The sequence below is a fragment of the Acidaminococcus sp. CAG:542 genome, from assembly GCF_000437815.1.
In the GTDB taxonomy this organism is placed as follows: domain Bacteria; phylum Bacillota; class Negativicutes; order Acidaminococcales; family Acidaminococcaceae; genus Acidaminococcus.
On record NZ_FR902047.1, the window covers coordinates 7,559 to 23,690 of the forward strand.

At 58.3% G+C, this 16,132-nt stretch carries 17 protein-coding genes; all 17 read left to right on the forward strand.

The window, feature by feature from the left end; translation table 11 throughout:
* Positions 1-343 (forward strand): peptide deformylase (gene def, locus QVO43_RS02985; protein ID WP_288174422.1); only part of this gene is annotated, 343 nt, incomplete at its 5' end.
* The gene (fmt, locus tag QVO43_RS02990) at positions 340-1,278 is read left to right on the forward strand and encodes a methionyl-tRNA formyltransferase (protein WP_022487117.1); all 939 of its coding nucleotides are present in this window, start codon (positions 340-342) and stop codon (positions 1,276-1,278) included. The genes def and fmt, both read left to right, overlap by 4 nt.
* Positions 1,279-1,281: 3 nt before the next feature.
* Positions 1,282-2,055 (forward strand): DUF116 domain-containing protein, encoded by a 774-nt coding sequence (locus tag QVO43_RS02995; RefSeq protein ID WP_022487118.1) that lies wholly within the window; start codon positions 1,282-1,284, stop codon positions 2,053-2,055.
* Positions 2,052-3,392: a 16S rRNA (cytosine(967)-C(5))-methyltransferase RsmB gene (gene rsmB / locus QVO43_RS03000; RefSeq protein WP_022487119.1), complete on the forward strand. Its 1,341-nt coding sequence runs from the start codon at positions 2,052-2,054 to the stop codon at positions 3,390-3,392. Before QVO43_RS02995 ends, rsmB begins: the two co-directional genes overlap by 4 nt.
* Before the next feature lie 8 nt (positions 3,393-3,400).
* Positions 3,401-4,462: a 23S rRNA (adenine(2503)-C(2))-methyltransferase RlmN gene (gene rlmN / locus QVO43_RS03005; protein ID WP_022487120.1), complete on the forward strand. Its 1,062-nt coding sequence runs from the start codon at positions 3,401-3,403 to the stop codon at positions 4,460-4,462.
* Positions 4,459-5,190: a Stp1/IreP family PP2C-type Ser/Thr phosphatase gene (locus tag QVO43_RS03010; protein ID WP_022487121.1), complete on the forward strand. Its 732-nt coding sequence runs from the start codon at positions 4,459-4,461 to the stop codon at positions 5,188-5,190. The genes rlmN and QVO43_RS03010 overlap by 4 nt, the downstream gene beginning before the upstream one ends.
* Positions 5,175-7,151, forward strand: a complete 1,977-nt coding sequence (gene pknB / locus QVO43_RS03015; RefSeq protein ID WP_022487122.1) for a Stk1 family PASTA domain-containing Ser/Thr kinase — start codon at positions 5,175-5,177, stop codon at positions 7,149-7,151. Before QVO43_RS03010 ends, pknB begins: the two co-directional genes overlap by 16 nt.
* Complete coding sequence (gene rsgA / locus QVO43_RS03020; protein ID WP_022487123.1) at positions 7,148-8,035, forward strand: ribosome small subunit-dependent GTPase A; 888 nt, start codon at positions 7,148-7,150, stop codon at positions 8,033-8,035. Before pknB ends, rsgA begins: the two co-directional genes overlap by 4 nt.
* Complete coding sequence (gene rpe, locus QVO43_RS03025) at positions 8,032-8,673, forward strand: ribulose-phosphate 3-epimerase (RefSeq protein ID WP_022487124.1); 642 nt, start codon at positions 8,032-8,034, stop codon at positions 8,671-8,673. Before rsgA ends, rpe begins: the two co-directional genes overlap by 4 nt.
* 6 nt (positions 8,674-8,679) lie before the next feature.
* A complete protein-coding gene (locus QVO43_RS03030; protein ID WP_022487125.1) occupies positions 8,680-10,011 on the forward strand; it encodes a hypothetical protein in 1,332 nt (443 codons plus the stop codon).
* Between the two features lie 56 nt (positions 10,012-10,067).
* Positions 10,068-11,024 carry an ABC transporter substrate-binding protein gene (locus tag QVO43_RS03035; protein WP_022487126.1) on the forward strand — a complete coding sequence of 319 codons (957 nt, stop codon included), beginning with the start codon at positions 10,068-10,070 and terminating at the stop codon, positions 11,022-11,024.
* A gap of 1 nt (position 11,025) precedes the next feature.
* Positions 11,026-11,853 carry an ABC transporter ATP-binding protein gene (locus QVO43_RS03040; RefSeq protein ID WP_022487127.1) on the forward strand — a complete coding sequence of 276 codons (828 nt, stop codon included), beginning with the start codon at positions 11,026-11,028 and terminating at the stop codon, positions 11,851-11,853.
* Between the two features lie 4 nt (positions 11,854-11,857).
* Entirely contained in the window at positions 11,858-12,496 is a 639-nt protein-coding gene (locus QVO43_RS03045) for a MotA/TolQ/ExbB proton channel family protein (protein WP_022487128.1), read from the forward strand.
* Positions 12,493-12,915, forward strand: coding sequence for an ExbD/TolR family protein (locus tag QVO43_RS03050; protein ID WP_022487129.1), 423 nt, complete (start codon positions 12,493-12,495; stop codon positions 12,913-12,915). Before QVO43_RS03045 ends, QVO43_RS03050 begins: the two co-directional genes overlap by 4 nt.
* Positions 12,902-13,696, forward strand: a complete 795-nt coding sequence (locus QVO43_RS03055) for an energy transducer TonB (RefSeq protein ID WP_022487130.1) — start codon at positions 12,902-12,904, stop codon at positions 13,694-13,696. Before QVO43_RS03050 ends, QVO43_RS03055 begins: the two co-directional genes overlap by 14 nt.
* Positions 13,697-13,778: 82 nt before the next feature.
* Positions 13,779-14,522 (forward strand): RsiV family protein, encoded by a 744-nt coding sequence (locus QVO43_RS03060; RefSeq protein ID WP_022487131.1) that lies wholly within the window; start codon positions 13,779-13,781, stop codon positions 14,520-14,522.
* Positions 14,523-14,688: 166 nt separating this feature from the next.
* Entirely contained in the window at positions 14,689-15,774 is a 1,086-nt protein-coding gene (locus QVO43_RS03065) for a M48 family metallopeptidase (RefSeq protein ID WP_022487132.1), read from the forward strand.
* Positions 15,775-16,132 lie beyond the last annotated feature (358 nt).

Consider the following 16,132-nt stretch of genomic DNA (forward strand, 5'->3'; position numbering starts at 1 on the left):
CGGACTGGCGGCCCCCCAGATCGGCCTCAGCAAACGGCTGGTGATCATTGACGCCGGCGACGGGGCCGGCATCCGGGAATTCGTGAACCCGGTGCTTACGGACCCGGTGGGAGAAGCAGTGGATTCAGAAGGGTGCCTCAGCGTCCCCGACTACGAAGGGGAAGTGAAGCGGGCCGCCCAGATCACCGTCCATTTCCAGGACCGGAAAGGGGACCATTACCGGCTTACCGCCGACGGGCTCCTGGCTCGTGCCCTCCAGCACGAATGTGACCATCTGGAAGGGGTCCTGTTCATTGACAAGGCTATCAGCCTTTCTGCCAAACCGAGGGAAGGTCAAGAATGAAGATCGTATTTATGGGAACCCCGGAATTTGCCGCGGCCAGCCTGAAGGCCCTGGTGGAATCCGGACAGTATGAAATCGCAGCGGTGGTCACCCAGCCGGACCGTCCCAAAGGACGGGGCCACAAGGTGATGATGAGCGCCGTGAAGGAATATGCCCTGACCCGGGATCTGCCGGTGCTCCAGCCGGAACGGGTGAAGACTCCGGAATTCCAGGCAGAGATGGAAAAAATCCGTCCGGATCTGATCGTGGTGGCGGCTTTTGGCCAGTTCCTGCCCAAAGTCCTGCTGGATCTGCCCCAATACGGCTGCATCAACGTCCACGCTTCCCTGCTGCCCCGGTACCGGGGAGCAGCCCCCATCCATTACGCCATCCTGAAAGGGGAAAAGGAAGCGGGGGTTACCATTATGCAGATGGACGTGGGGATGGATACCGGCGCCATGCTCAGCAAGGTGGCGGTGCCGGTGGGACCGGAAATGACCCAGGGAGAACTCCATGACATCCTGAAGGAAAAAGGCGCCCGGCTGCTGCTGGACACCATTCCTCAGCTGGCGGCTGGGACCCTCCAGCCGGTACCTCAGCCGGAAGAAGAGGCCACCTATGCCTCTCTCATTACCCGGGACATGGAAAAGGCGGACTGGACCAAAACGGCGGAAGCTCTCCACAACCAGTTCCGGGCCTTTGACCCCTGGCCCGGTTCCTTTACCCTGCTGCCGGACGGGAAGCGGCTGAAGCTCTGGAAGAGCCGGATCTTCACGCCAGAAGGCAACCAGGGTGCTCCGGGCACCGTGCTCCAGGCGGACGGAAAGGGTTTCCGGGTAGCCTGCGGACAGGGTACCCTGGAGATCCTGGAATGTCAGCCGGAAGGGAAAAAAAGGATGCCGGCAGCCTCCTTCGTAAACGGGGGCCATGTGAAACAGGGAGACAGACTGGAATAGATTATGAACATGGGATTTCGGCCGAAGAAACGGCTTTTCATGGCACTGGCCTCTCTGGCGGTGCTGCTGGCGGCGGCAGCGGCTTATGGGCTATGGCAGCTGCTGGTGCCGGGACTGGCGCAGATCCATCCCTGGCTGCCCCAGGTGGTGGGCTGGATCGTCCTGGTGGTGATCCTGGCTCTTTTTTCCGGAGTGGTGGGCATCGTCCTGGCCATTTTGGGCTTTCCCACCATCCGGTTCTTTTATTTCTGGGCCTGGCACATCATCAACCTGCTCTATCCTCTGGCCCTGTTCCTGGGGAAACTTATGGGGATTTCCAAACGGCGGGTGGAGCAGTCCTTTATTGAAGTCAGCAACCATCTGGTCCGGAACCAGCATATCCGGGTCCCGGCCAACCGGCTGCTGATCCTGACACCTCACTGCATCCAGCTGGATACCTGCCCCTATAAGGTGACCCGGGACATCAGCAACTGCCACCAGTGCGGCCGCTGTGGAGTGGGCCAGCTGCTGGCCCTGTCCCAAAAGTACGGGGTCCATGTGGCCATTGCCACCGGAGGGACCCTGGCCCGGCAGGCGGTGAAGAAAGCCCGGCCCAAAGCCATCCTGGCGGTGGCCTGTGAACGGGATCTTACCAGCGGGATCCAGGACGTGTTCCCCCTGCCGGTAATCGGGGTGCTCAACGAGCGGCCCAACGGACCCTGCTTCAACACCCGGGCGGACATGGGGAAAATCGAAGAGGCCATACGGTCATTTATTCTGGAAGAGGACGAACAATGAGAAGAATCGGCAAGAATCCGCGGGAAGCGGCATTACAGATACTGGAACAAATCTTTCTCAAGGGAGCCTATGCAAACCTGGCTCTGGCTCAGGGGCTGCGTGGGGCTCCTTTGTCGCCCCTTGACCGGAGCCTGACCACGGAACTGGTCTATGGCACCGTAAAGACCATGGGGACCCTGGACTGGTATCTGTCAAAGGTGGTGAACCGGCCCCTGCGGAAGCTGGATCCCCTGGTGCTGGTGATTTTGCGGCTGGGAGCCTACCAGCTGCTGTACCTGGACCGGATCCCGGTTTCCGCCGCCTGCAACGAAAGTGTGAAACTGGCCAAGAAATGGGTCCATGAGGGAGCGGCAGGACTGGTGAACGGAGCTCTGCGCCAGCTGGCCCGGACCCGGAAACAATGGAAATTCCCCCAGGGACCGGATCATGAGCTGGAACGGATCGCTTTGGAATATTACCATCCGGAATGGCTGGTCCGGAGGTGGAAATTCCGCTATGGACTGGAAGATGCGGTGAAGCTCTGTGCCTATGACAACGCCCGGCCCACTTTTTCCTTCCGGGTGAATACCCTGAAAATGAATCGGGAGGCGCTGCAGACCAGCCTGGCTGCCCAGGGCATCGAAACCCATCCTTCCCGGTGGTCCCCGGACGGGCTGATCTGTGACAGCCTGCCTTCCCTGGAGACCCTGGTGGACCGGTTCGGAGAGGACATCTATATCCAGGACGAAAGCTCCATGCTGGATGCGGCGGTGCTGGATCCCCAGCCCGGAGAACGGGTGATGGACCTGTGCAGCGCCCCGGGAGGGAAGACCACCCATCTGGCCCAGAAAATGGAGGACCGGGGAGAAATCCTGGCCCTGGATCTGTATGACCACAAACTGGCCCTGGTCCGGGAGAATGCCCGGCGGCTGGGCATCCACTGCATCCAGACGGAAAAACGGGACGGGACAACCTTTGTGCCGGAATGGGAAAACACGGCTGACCGGGTGCTGGTGGACGCTCCCTGCAGCGGCCTGGGGGTGCTGAACCGGCGGGCAGAAGCCCGGTGGACCAAAGAGGAACGGGCCATCAGCCAGTTCCCCCCGCTCCAGAAAAAGATCCTGGAAAACGGAGCCCGGTATGTGAAGCCAGGGGGACGGCTGCTGTACAGTACCTGTACCCTGGAACAGGATGAAAATACCCGGGTGCGGAAATGGTTCCTGGAAAACCATCCGGATTTTGTTTCCGTTCCCTTTGCCCATCCCCTGACCGGAGAAAAAGTGGAGGAACTCCAGATCCTGCCTCAGAGGGACGGAATCAACGGATTCTATCTCTGCCTTTTTGAAAAACGAAAGTGAGATCTGCCATGTGCAAAAAAGAAATCATGGGCCTGACCCTGGAAGAACTCCAGACAGAACTGGCCGGACTGGGCATGAAGAAGTTCCGGGCGGAACAGGTGTTCCGCTGGCTGTATGAAAAGGCGGCCACGGACTTTTCCCAGATGAGCAACCTGAGCAAGGAAGCCCGGCAGCAGCTGGAAGAGCGGTACACCATTGCCACCAGCCAGGTGAAGGTCCTGAAGGAATACAAATCCCGGGACGGGCTGACCCACAAGGTGCTCCTGGAGCTGACGGACGGGGCCACGGTGGAAACGGTGCTCATGCACCACGACTATGGCTACAGCGTCTGTCTTTCTTCCCAGGTGGGCTGCGCCATGAACTGCGCCTTCTGTGCCAGCGGCCTCCACGGCTTCGTCCGGAACCTGACGGCGGCGGAAATCCTGGCTCAGCTGTATTTCTTCCAGAGCGGGCTCCAGCCCCGGGGAGAACGGGTGAGCCGGATCGTGGTCATGGGCAGTGGGGAACCCATGCTGAACCTGGACCATGTGCTCAAGGCTCTGGACATTCTCCACAGCGACCGGGGCCAGTGCATCGGCTACCGGAACATGACCGTTTCCACCTGCGGGGTGGTGCCGGGCATTGAAGAACTGACCGCCCAGGGCCGGAACATCAACCTGGCCATTTCCCTCCACGGGGCTTCCATGGAACTGCGGAACCGGCTGATGCCCATCAACCGGAAGTATCCTTTTCCGGAAGTAATCCAGGCGGCGGATGCCTATGAAAAAAGCAACGGCCGCCAGGTGATGTACGAATACATCCTGCTGGCCGGCATCAACGACCGGCCGGAAGATGCCCGGAACCTGGCGGATGCCCTGGAACACAAAGAATGTGTGATCAACCTGATCCCGGCCAACCCGGTGCCGGAAAAGGGCTTTGAACGGCCCAGCGACCGGGCGGTGGACCATTTCTTCCAGCTGCTGAAGAAACGGCATCTGAACGTGACGGTCCGGAAAGAAATGGGGAAGGACATCAATGCGGCCTGCGGCCAGCTGCGGGCCAGCGCATTAAAGGAGGCGCAGAACCAATGATAGCAGTGAGCCGGACCAACCGGGGCATGGTGCGTCCCAACAATGAGGACAGCATCCTGGTGCGGGAACCGGATCTGTATGCCATTGCCGACGGCATGGGCGGTGCGGATGCGGGAGAAGTGGCCAGCTATGAAGCGGTTCATCAGCTGAGCCGTCTGGACCTGTCCGGACTTTCCAGAAAGGAAATCCTCCCATTTTTGGAACGGAGCATCCAGAATATCAACAAGAAAATCTGGGAACTTTCCCAGGAAAAAGCAGGATTCACCGGCATGGGCACTACCCTGACGGCGGTGTACCTGCCCAATCCCCACAGCGCTTTTGTGGCCCATGTGGGAGACAGCCGGATCTATGTGTGGCAGGAAGGGATCCTGCGCCAGGTGACCAGCGACCACAGCTATGTGGCGGAACTGGTCCGGCAGAAGCAGATGACCCAGGAGGAAGCGGAAGCCTCTGCCCAGAAGCACATGATCACCCGGGCCATCGGGGTGGATCCCCAGGTCCAGGTGGACACCTTTGAAATCCTCCTGGACGGGGCCCAGAAGCTGCTGGTCTGCTCCGACGGTCTCACCAACATGATCTCGGAAGCGGAAATCGAACGGATTCTGGGAGACCGGAACCTGGAACGGCTGGCGGACGGCCTGATGAACGGGGCCATGACCGCCGGCGGCGACGACAACATTTCTTTTATTGTCATTGATCTGGAGGCTGCAGAATGGAAGGAAGAATAACGCTCAATGGCCGCTATGAAATCATTGACAAAATCGGCGGAGGCGGCATGGCCGAGGTGTTCCACGGCTATGATACGGTGCTCCACCGGGATGTGGGGATCAAGATCCTCCGGGATCAGTTCATCCAGGACAAGCAGTTTGTGGCCCGTTTCCGCCAGGAAGCCTGCAATGCCGCCTGTCTGTCCCATCCCAACATTGTCAATATTTACGACAGCGGCAATGAAAATGACATTTACTATATTGTGATGGAATATGTGGTGGGCCGGTCCCTGAAGGAAGTGATCCAGGAAAATGGCGCCCTGGACTACAAAACGGCAGTCCGGTATGCCATCGGCATTGCTTCAGCCCTGAAACAGGCCCATGACCATTCCATCGTTCACTGCGATGTAAAGAGCCAGAACATCCTCATCGACACCAAAGGGGTGCCCAAGATTACGGATTTCGGCATTGCCAGGGCCTTCGGCCAGCCCAGCAACGGGACGGACAAGAATGTGATCGGCTCCGTGTACTATCTGTCTCCGGAACAGGCGGCCGGCCAGCCGGTGACCCCCCAGTCGGACCTGTATTCCCTGGGTGTGGTGCTTTTCGAGATGCTCACCGGGAAGCTGCCCTATGACGGGGATACCCCGCTGGAAGTGGCCCGGATGCATCTGGAATCCTCCACTCCATCCGCCCGCCGGTACGATCCGGACATTCCCTACTACCTGGACAATATCATCACCAAGGCCCTGGCCAAGAATCCCCGGCTCCGGTATGCCACCGCCGATGATTTTCTTACGGATCTGAAGCGTGCCCAGACCCATCTCCTGGGAGATATGGGCGGGGAAGAAGAGACCTGGAACGATGCCCGGAAGCACCCGGTCAGCGACGAGACCATGGTAATCAGCAAAAGCGACATGCTGGACGGGCTGCTGAAGCCCCAGACTGCAGAAGCGGCTGAAAAGAGCCCGGCAGCGGGACCGGAGAAACCGGATCCGAAAAAAAAAGAAGAGCCGGAAACCCTCCTGGAAAAATACGGGAAAAAGAAGCTTCTGGCCTTTTTCATGGCGGCCATTGTGCTCCTGTCCGGGGTCATCTATGCCATCCTCAGCTACACCAGCGGGGATGTGACGGTGCCGGACCTGAAGGGCAAGACCATTGTAGAGGCGGAAGCCATCCTGACCAAGGACAAACTGGGGTATACCCTGACGGAAGCCTATGATGCCACTGCCACCCCGGGGGTGATCATCAAGCAGAATCCGGCGGCTCACAGCCGGGTGAAGGCCGGACGGAAGATCCAGCTGGTGGTCAGCAAGGGACCGGAACCGGGGGTGGTGCCGGACCTGAAAAAGAAGACCCTGGCGGAAGCCACCACCATGCTGGAAAAAGCCAAGCTGAAGGTGGGCACCGTGACTGTGAAGTATGAGGCGGGGGCCGGGAAAGGAACCGTACTGTCCCAGAGCATCGCCCCCAAACAGAAAGTCAGCGAAGGGACCAGTGTGGACCTGGTGGTGAACATCAGCGGCAACCAGACGGTGGTGCCCGGCCTGGCCGGCATGAGCCTGGCAGAAGCCCGGAACCAGCTGAGCAGTGTGGGACTCACCATCGGCAGCATCCAGACCCAGGAAAGCGACCAGGCCAAGGACACGGTCCTGTCCAGTGATCCCGGCAGCGGCTCCGTCATGGACCGGGGCGGCGCGGTGAGCCTGGTGGTATCCGCCGGCAAAAAAGAAGAAAAGAAGAGCCGGAGCAGCTCCGGCAGCAGCGGCGGGGGCAGCACCCGGACCATCGGGTACACGGTTCCCGGCAGCGGCAGCGCCAAGAATGTGAAGATCATCGTTTCCGATGACAGCAGTACCCGGACCATCTTCTCCGATTCGGTGGCTCCCGGTACCCGGATCACCCGGACCGTAAATGTGGGGTCCGGGGCCAGCGTCCAGATTTACGTGAACGGAGAACTGGCGGAGGATAAATCTCTGTGAGCAATCCCATTGGAAGAATCATCAAGACCTACAACGGCTACTACTATGTGGCCGGAGAAGACGGCATCCTGTACACCTGCAAGGTGAAGGGCCGGATGAAGCAGAAACGGTTCACCATGGCTGCCGGGGACCGGGTGGAACTGGAAGCCCAGGGCACCGAAGGGATGATCCGGCAGGTGCTGCCCCGGAAGAATCTGCTCCAGCGGCCTCTGGTGGCCAATCTGGACTGCCTTATGGCGGTCTTCGCCTGCAGTGACCCGGATCCCAGTTTCCTGCTGGTGGACAAGCTGCTGGCCCTGGCGGAAGCAGCCGGAATCCCGGCCGCTCTGGTACTGAACAAACGGGACCTGGCGCCGGAAGGGCTGGTGGAACGGTTCCAGGCGGTCTACCAGCCCCTGGGCTATCCGGTGTATCCGGTGGAAGCCCGGGAGGGAATGGGGCTGGAACCCATCCTGGAACAGGTCCGGGGCCACATTGTGGCCTTCGGGGGACCTTCCGGGGCCGGGAAATCCACTCTGCTGAACCATCTGGATCCTTCCCTGACCCTGAAAACCGGCCATGTAAGCAGCAAAATCGGCCGGGGCCGGCATACCACCCGGTTTGCCCAGCTGCTGCCCTTTGGAGGCGGCTACATTGTGGATACCCCCGGCTTCGGGAACATCGATCTGGCGGAACTCCAGATGGAGGATGCCGCCGACGGGTTCCGGGAAATCCGGCAGCGGGAAGGCTGCTGCCGCTTCACCGGCTGCACCCATACCCATGAACCGGACTGTGAAGTCAAGGCGGCCCTGGAACGGGGCGAAATCGCTCCCAGCCGTTATGCTTCCTATTGCACGATCCGTCAGGAATTGGCGGAACCAAAGAAAAGAGGAAAAAAATCATGACCATCATCGCTCCTTCCATTTTGTCTTCCGATTTTTCCTGTCTGGCCGAAGAAGTGGCCCGCATCCAGGATGCGGGTGCCGACTGGTGCCACATCGATGTGATGGACGGCCAGTTCGTTCCCAACCTGACCTTCGGGGCTCCGGTGGTGAAATGCCTCCGGAAACGGACGGACATGTTCTTTGACTGCCATCTGATGGTGGAGAATCCGGAAAATTATGTGGACAGCTTTGCTGCTGCCGGCGCGGACCTGATCTGTGTCCATGCGGAAGCCACCCATCATCTCCACCGGCTGCTCCAGTCCATCCACAGCAAGGGCATCCAGGCCGGGGTGGCCCTGAATCCGGCCACGCCCCTGTGCCAGATCGAGGAAATCCTTCCTTATGCGGACATGATCCTGATCATGAGCGTGAACCCGGGGTTCGGGGGGCAGAAATTCATCCCCACCAGCGTGGACAAGATCCGCCGGCTGAAGGCCATGATCCGGGAACGGAATCTGAAGGTGCTCATCGAAGTGGACGGCGGGGTCAACGGGGAAACTGCCAAAGCCTGCCGGGACGCCGGGGCTGACGTGCTGGTGGCCGGGTCCTTCGTCTTTGGGGCTCCGGATATGCAGGAAGCGGTCTCTGCCCTGCGGTAATCAGCCATGAAAAGGTTGAAAGGGTTTCTCCAGAAGCACCGCCGGAAAATCAAATGGATCCTGCTGAGCTTCCTGGCCAGTCTGCTGGTGCTGGTGTGGCTGGCCTACATTGCCAGTGTCCATGCGGCCCAGATTTTCAACCGGGAAATGGCCAAACAGCATTTCTTTGACGGGACCATTACCGTGGAGCGGCTGACGGCCACCCCCATGGGCCATGTGCGGTTCGAAAACCTGGAATGGAAGGGCAGCCATGACGGGAACCGGGTCTTCATCCCCAGCGGCTCCTTCCAGGTACGGCCTCTGGACATTGTGCTGAAACGGATCAGCACCCGGACCATCCAGGAACTGGAGCTCAATGAGGCGGAAATCCAGCTGACCTTTACGGAGAACATGCATATCCGGGGGATCCGGGCGGCAGAAGTACCCAAACCGGCTGAGCAGAAGGGCCGGAAGAAAAAATTCGACATCAAGCTGAAAAACGTGGATGCCCATGTGAAGCTGAACCACTGCAAACTGACTGCCTGCTACAAACAGCGGATTCATGCCTTCCAGGATGTGAATGCGGACCTGCGGTACAACAGCAGCGACAAGCTGACCATTGATTTTTCCACCGGGGAACTGGGAGGGACCCTGGAAGGCAAGGGAGTGGACATCCAGGGCAGTGTGGACCTGAAACCCCAGGTTTCCACCTACGACCTGAAACTGGGGATCAAGGAGCTGAATCCTTCCTCCCTGGGCACCGGCCTGGACATCAAGGAACGGGTTACCGCCAGCGCCACCGTAACCGGGGAACTGCCGGATCCGGTGATCGTGGGGGAACTGTACATGCCCAAGCTGAACCTGCCGGGACTGCGGTTCACCAATGTGAAAGGGAACTTCAAGTATGCGGACGGGTACATCGATGCCCAGAACGTGACGGCGGATGTGTTTGAAGGGACCTGCGACGCCCGGGGCGGGTTCAACATCGATACCAAAGCCTACAATGTAAGCGTCATGGGCCATGATCTCCACAGTGAGGATGCTACCAACATTCCCTACTTCCGGACGCTGGTCCAGCTGGACCTGAAAATGCTCTGCGACGGGAACAGCCGGTCTACCCTCACCTACGGATCCTTTTATTCCGGCAAGGGCATTTATGCCATCATCAAATTCAATTCCATCAAGGGGACTTTTTCCAACCAGTACAAACAGCTGAAATTCAGCGATGTGGAAATCAAATCCGACGGGGGCGACATTGTGGCTCCCCAGTTTGAACTGATTGACGGGAAGCTCCGGATGGGGAATCTGTATTATGTGGCTCCGGGAGGCAACCGGGCCCGTATCCATTTCTTCAGTTGAACCAGGGGCTGCTGCATGGGCAACAGCCCCATCTTTTTTTGCAAAGGAGAAGATCTATGAAACTGCTGCGGATCCTGGGGATCCTGTTTCTGCTCCTGACGGCCGGCTGCGGCCCTGCCGCTCCGGAACAGGGAGGCTATACGGTGGAGGATGTACGGGGAAAGACGGTCCGTCTGGCCCGGCCTCCCCAAAAGATCCTGACGGATTCCCTCCATCTGGATGAGACCCTGCTGACCCTGGTGCCGGCAGACCATCTGGCCGGGGTTTATTACCTGGACCGGGAACCGGGGATTTCCTTCATTGCGGAAGAAACCCGTGACCTGGAACCGGTGCTCCGGCAGGTGACTCCGGAAACCGTGGCCCGGACCAAACCGGATTTGTTCCTGGCTTCCACTTGGTCCGATCCCGGGCTGATCCAGAAAGTGGAGGAAATGGGGATTCCTGTGGTGGTCTGCCGGGGTCCGGTGACTGTGGAGGAAATCCGTGACAATGTGGGGCTCATGGCCCGGGCTCTGGACCGGCCGGAAGCCGGGAAACAGGTCCTGGCCCGGATGGACGGAGAACTGGAAGAGACGGAACGGGTCCTGAAGAATCTGCAGGGCCCGGAACCGGTGGGCCTGCTGGTTTCCCTTATGAGCCGGTACGGAGGCTCCGGGTCCCTGTATGACGACCTGTGCCGCCGGGCCCATGTGGGGAACGGCCTCAGCCGGGCCGGGCTGAAAAACGGCCAGCCCCTGACCCGGGAAGCCATCCTCCAGGCGGATCCGGACTTTTTCCTGGTAGCCCTGCCCTATGGAGAGGAAAAGGCGGACTATGAAAAATTCCAGCAGCAGTTCTTCGCCGATCCGGCCCTCCAGGGGCTGAAAGGCCTGGAACGGCGGGTGGCCCTGCCGGACCGGTACGTGTACGATGCTTCTCCCATGGCGGTGTACGGCATCCGGGCCCTGGCCAACGGGGCCTATGGGAAGGTCCTGTTCCCTCAGGGGCAGGAACCTCTGCTGAAAGGATACTGATATGGAATTTGCAATGGAAAAGGGCAGCCTGGGCTATGGCCGGGAACCGGTGCTGACGGGATTGGATTTCACCCTGGAAGCGGGAGAGTGCGTAGGGCTCATCGGCCCCAACGGGGCAGGGAAGAGTACCCTGCTGAAGGCCCTGGCCGGGATCCTGCCCCTCCAGTCCGGGACCCTGGAACTGGAAGGAAAACCTCTGGAATCCTGGAACCGGCAGGCTCTGAGCCGAAAGGTCAGCTATCTGCCCCAGGAACGGGAACTGCCCTTTGCCTATACGGCGGAACAGGTGGTGCTCATGGGCCGGTATCCCTATCTGGACTGGCACCAGCAGGAAGGCGGCCGGGAAAGAGCTCTGGCCCGGGACTGTTTGGAGGTCTTCGGTCTGGGGAATATGCAGGAGCGGCCAGTGACGGATCTTTCCGGGGGACAGCGGCAGCGGGTGCTGCTGTCCCGGATCCTGATCCAGCAGACCCCGGTGATCCTGCTGGATGAACCTACCGCAGAGCTGGATCTGGTGTATGAAAACACCGTGCTGGAACTGAGCCGGCACCTGGCCCGGGCAGGGCGGACCGTGGTCCTGTCCCTCCATGACATCGGCCAGGCGGCCCGGTACTGCACCCGGCTGCTGCTGTTGGGACAGAGAAAGCTGCTGGCCCAGGGGACACCGGAACAGGTGCTCCGGAAGGAAAATCTGGAAGCGGCCTACCAGGTTCCCTTCCAGGTCCGGCAGGGAGAAGAGGGACTGGAAATCCGGATCTGTCCGGATCCGGAACAGCAAAAAAGAGAGCTGGCAAGACTCAATACAATACTGGAAAACAGGGAGGCATAATTAGATGATTGGTTGGCTGCAGCATGGGTGGACATTTTTTCTCCGGGGCGGGGTGGTCATGTGGCCCCTTCTGCTCTGTTCTCTGGCATCCCTGACTATTATCCTGGAACGGCTGGCTTTTTACCGCCGGGAAGATTCCGGAAGAGCCTATGCCCGGACCTTCTGCCGGCAGGTCCGGCAGGGAAAATGGCAGGAACTGCTGGACGGGACCTGGGAAACACCGGGAGCCCAGGCGGCACTGGGCAAAAAACTCCTGACGGCGCCATCTGCCGTCCGGGAAAAGGAAAGTTATATCCTGGGGGAGAGCCAGCAGCTGGTGAACCAGTTTGAAAAAGGGCTGAACTACTTGTCCGTCATCGTGACCCTGGCCCCCATCCTGGGGCTCCTGGGGACCATCACCGGCATGATGTCCTCCTTCCAGGCTCTGGGAGACCGGTGGGAAAATCCTCTGGGAGTGACCGCCGGGGTGGCGGAAGCCATGATCACCACAGTGTTCGGACTGCTCATTGCCATTGCCACCATCTGTTTCCACACCTATTTCTCCCAGAAGGTGAATACGGTGATGGAGGAAGTGGAGCAGATGGACAACGCCTTTATGGAAAATGCCGGGAAAATGCCCGGCCAGGGAGGGCAGGGGGCATGATCCATCTCCATCGTTCCGGAGGGGACAAAAAGCCCTCCATCCAGATTTCTCCCATGATCGACATGGTGTTCCTGCTGCTGATCTTTTTCATTGTGTGCACCATGTACATGACCCAGCAGAAAGGGGTGCCGGTGGAACTGCCGGAAGGCCGGGGACAGCTCCAGCAGAAGGCTCAGGTGGAAGTGACCCTGCCCCGGGACGGGACCATCTGGTTCCAGGACCATCAGGTGACCCTGGAGGAACTGCTCCGGGAAGGAGCGGCTGCGGCCCGGGAAAATCCCAGACAGACGGTGAATCTCCGGGCGGACAAGGAAGTGAGCTACGGCCGGGTCATGGGCATTATGGGAGAACTGAAACGGGCGGGCCTGGAAGATTTCTCCCTGTCCGTCTCCACAGGAGAAGACCATGGGAAAGCCTGAGTGGAGCCGGTATGTCCGGCTGTCCCTGGTGATCCACCTGGTCCTGCTGTCCGCCGGAGGAGCCCTGCTCTATGCTCATCGTTCCCTGCCGGACAAAGGGGCGGAACCCATCCGGGTCCATCTGGCAGAGCTGGGGCCGGCTGGAGGAAACTCCGGAAAGACCCGGGGGACGGGAAACGGAAACCAGGGCGTTCTCGGGGAACCAGTTGGCGGGGGAACACCGGCATCCCGGGAATCTGGGGAAACAGCCAGGGAGGCTCTGTTGGAACAGCTGCTGGAAGCCCCCAGCCGGGTCAGTGACCAGGGAGAAGTCCAGGCACCGGCCGGTTCCTCCGGGGAAACGGCGGACAGCACCTTGTCCGGGAGCGGCTCGTCCCAGGGGAGCGGCGGAGAAGTTCCGGGAACAGGAACAACCGGAGGCAGCGGCAATGGAGAGAGCGCTTCGGAAGGCGGAACCGGAACCTCCGGCGGGGGCGGAGAAGGAGAGGGAGAAGAGGCCGGCGACCGGAGCCGGGATGCCAGCCTCACCGGCTACAGCAAAATCTATCCCCAGGCCTCCCGGGCTTCCGGGGAAGAAGGGACTGCCCTGGTGGGGGTGGCGGTAAGCGCCGGGGGAGAAGTGACCTCCGCCTGGCTGGAAGGGAGCTCCGGGTATGACCGGCTGGACCGGGCAGCCCTGAAAAGCGCCTGGCAGTGGAGTTTTTCACCGGCCCTGGATGCCTCCGGGCGGCCAGTACCTACCCGGAAAACCGTCCATGTGGTCTATTCCCTCAACGAGTAGCTCTTTTGGCGATGCGTCTTGCACCAGGGGAAGAGTCTTTGTATAATACAGTCGATGGAGAAAAGGGAAAGGAAGATGTACGATGGATCAGAAAAAAATCCGTGCCTTTGCCGGCACTGCTCTGTTGGCAGGGTTCATAGCCTTTATTGGAACAGGAGCCGTCCAGGCTCAGTCGGTCACTCCTTCCGAAGCGGCTCACCATGTGATTGAACAGGAACTCCAGAGCCATGTACCAGGCCAGGCAGTCTATGCCCAGAACGGTGTGGTGATCCGTAGCGGGATCATCCGGGAGAAAGATCTGCTGATCCACTATCCTCAGGTGAGGGTCATGGGCAAACCGGAAGTGTCCCGGAGAATTACCCGGTATTTTGAAAAACAGGCAGAAATTTCCCGGGAGAATTACAACAAGGCCAATACCATGGAGGAAAAACTCACTTCCCGGGTGGATTTTGCAGTCAGCTACCATGGAGAACGGTATCTCTCCTTCCAGACCTACGGCTATGATTTTGTGGAAAGGGCAGCCCATCCCACCAGTTGGGAACTGGGGAAGACCTTTGATCTGGAAACCGGAAAGCTGGTTCCCTGGCAGAAGGTCCTGACACCGGCCTTGAGAGGGAACTTTACCCTGGACAAGATCAACAAGGCCCTGTGGAATACAGATTACGGAAAAGGACACTATTTCTTCCAGGATTTCAAGGGCTTGGAAAAATTGCCGGAAAACTATTATCTGGACCAGGAAGGACATATCCATTTTGTCTTCGGACAATATGAAATTGCCCCTTATGCTGTGGGTATCATCGACCTGAATATGAAGCTGGGAGTGTAACGTAAGAAACGTTCTTCCCGGCAGCTGAAGCAGACAGCGGACGGGGAGTGGTCCGGCTGTCTGTTTTGGGTTACAATAACAGGAGAACGAGCCATAGGGGGACGGGGACCGGGAAACTGCCGGCAAAACCATGAGACAGGCATATTGGATAAAGGAGTGACTTGGGATGAAATTGTGGAAGAATCGACTGATGGGGTGTGCACTGGCCGGAATGCTGGGCCTGGGAGCCGTGACGGGAACGGTGATCCCTCCGCAGCAGGCGGAAGCCGGCGGGGTGCTGGTGGACGTACTGGGTACTGCCATTGCCGGCACCATGTACAGGGACAAGGTGATGGGGGTCTACAAGACCTACAACAATACGGACAAGGGCCGTCAGGAATGGTTCGAACAAATGAAGAAGGAAGAAGGGGTGGATGAAGATGAGTATCTGAACAGCCGGCTGGATACCATTATGAGCAATGTGACCGCCGGAATCGCTGCTGTGGATCCTACGGTGTACAAGAAACCCTACAACTACTTCATCAGCCCCAATGATGATGCCAATGCCTACTGCACCATTGGGCACAATGTGAATGTGTACCGGGGCATCTTCAATCTGATGCCCATGGATGATGAAATTGCTGTGGTCATCGGCCATGAACTGGGCCATGGGCAGAAAGACCATCCTCTCCAGGGCGTCAAGAAGTCTCTGAATGCTGCAGTGCTGGCGGAAATGGCCAATGCGGCAACCGGAGGGATTGCCAGCGGGGCAATCGGTCAGCTGTATACCTATACCCGGAACGTCCATCTGTCCAAACCCATGGAATGGGAAGCGGACAACCTGGCCTTTGATTACATCACCCACACCAATTACAACCCAGGAGCTACGGCTGCCGTATGGCAGCGGTTCCTGGAAAAGTACGGGGATATGAACATCCATTGGAGCGACCATCCTACTTGTACGGAACGGCGGGAAAACTACGTAAAGAAGCTGAACGCCTGGAGCAACAAACATGTGGATGACAAAGATGGGGTGGTCTATGTGAACAAGAAAGAGTTCCTGACACCCAGCGCCACCGGATCCATGTCCAGCAAAGAGCGGTCCTATTTTGTCATGGGGAATCTGGCTGCGGTGTATCACAACAACAAGACCGCGCCGGAAGCCTATGCCAGCGGAGATACAGTGATGATGGGACAGCAGCCTATTATCACCAGCACCGGGGATGATCCTTCTGCGGAAGAACTGGCAGCCAAGTTAAATAAAATCAAATGATTGGATAAAATAAATAAAAGAACGTTTAATTGTCCGAACCGTATCGAACAATTAAACGTTCTTTTATAAACAAAACGAATTAAAATAAAAAATGAAGCTAAAGAATGTAAAAAACAGGTATAAAAGTAAAATATACGTAAATAAACTTAAATAACGAAATAATAAACTTAAATACCGAAATTGAAGGTTTCCCATAAGTGTGGTATTATAATTAAGCATTCTCGAGAGAGAGTGACATCGGGAAACTTTCTCAACAGCCGAATGTTTTCGAAAGAAAATAAAAAAGTTGTTGACAAGATGAAAGTTTCTTGATAAAATAAACAAGATGTCGCTGAGACAGTGAGACGAACTTTGAGAA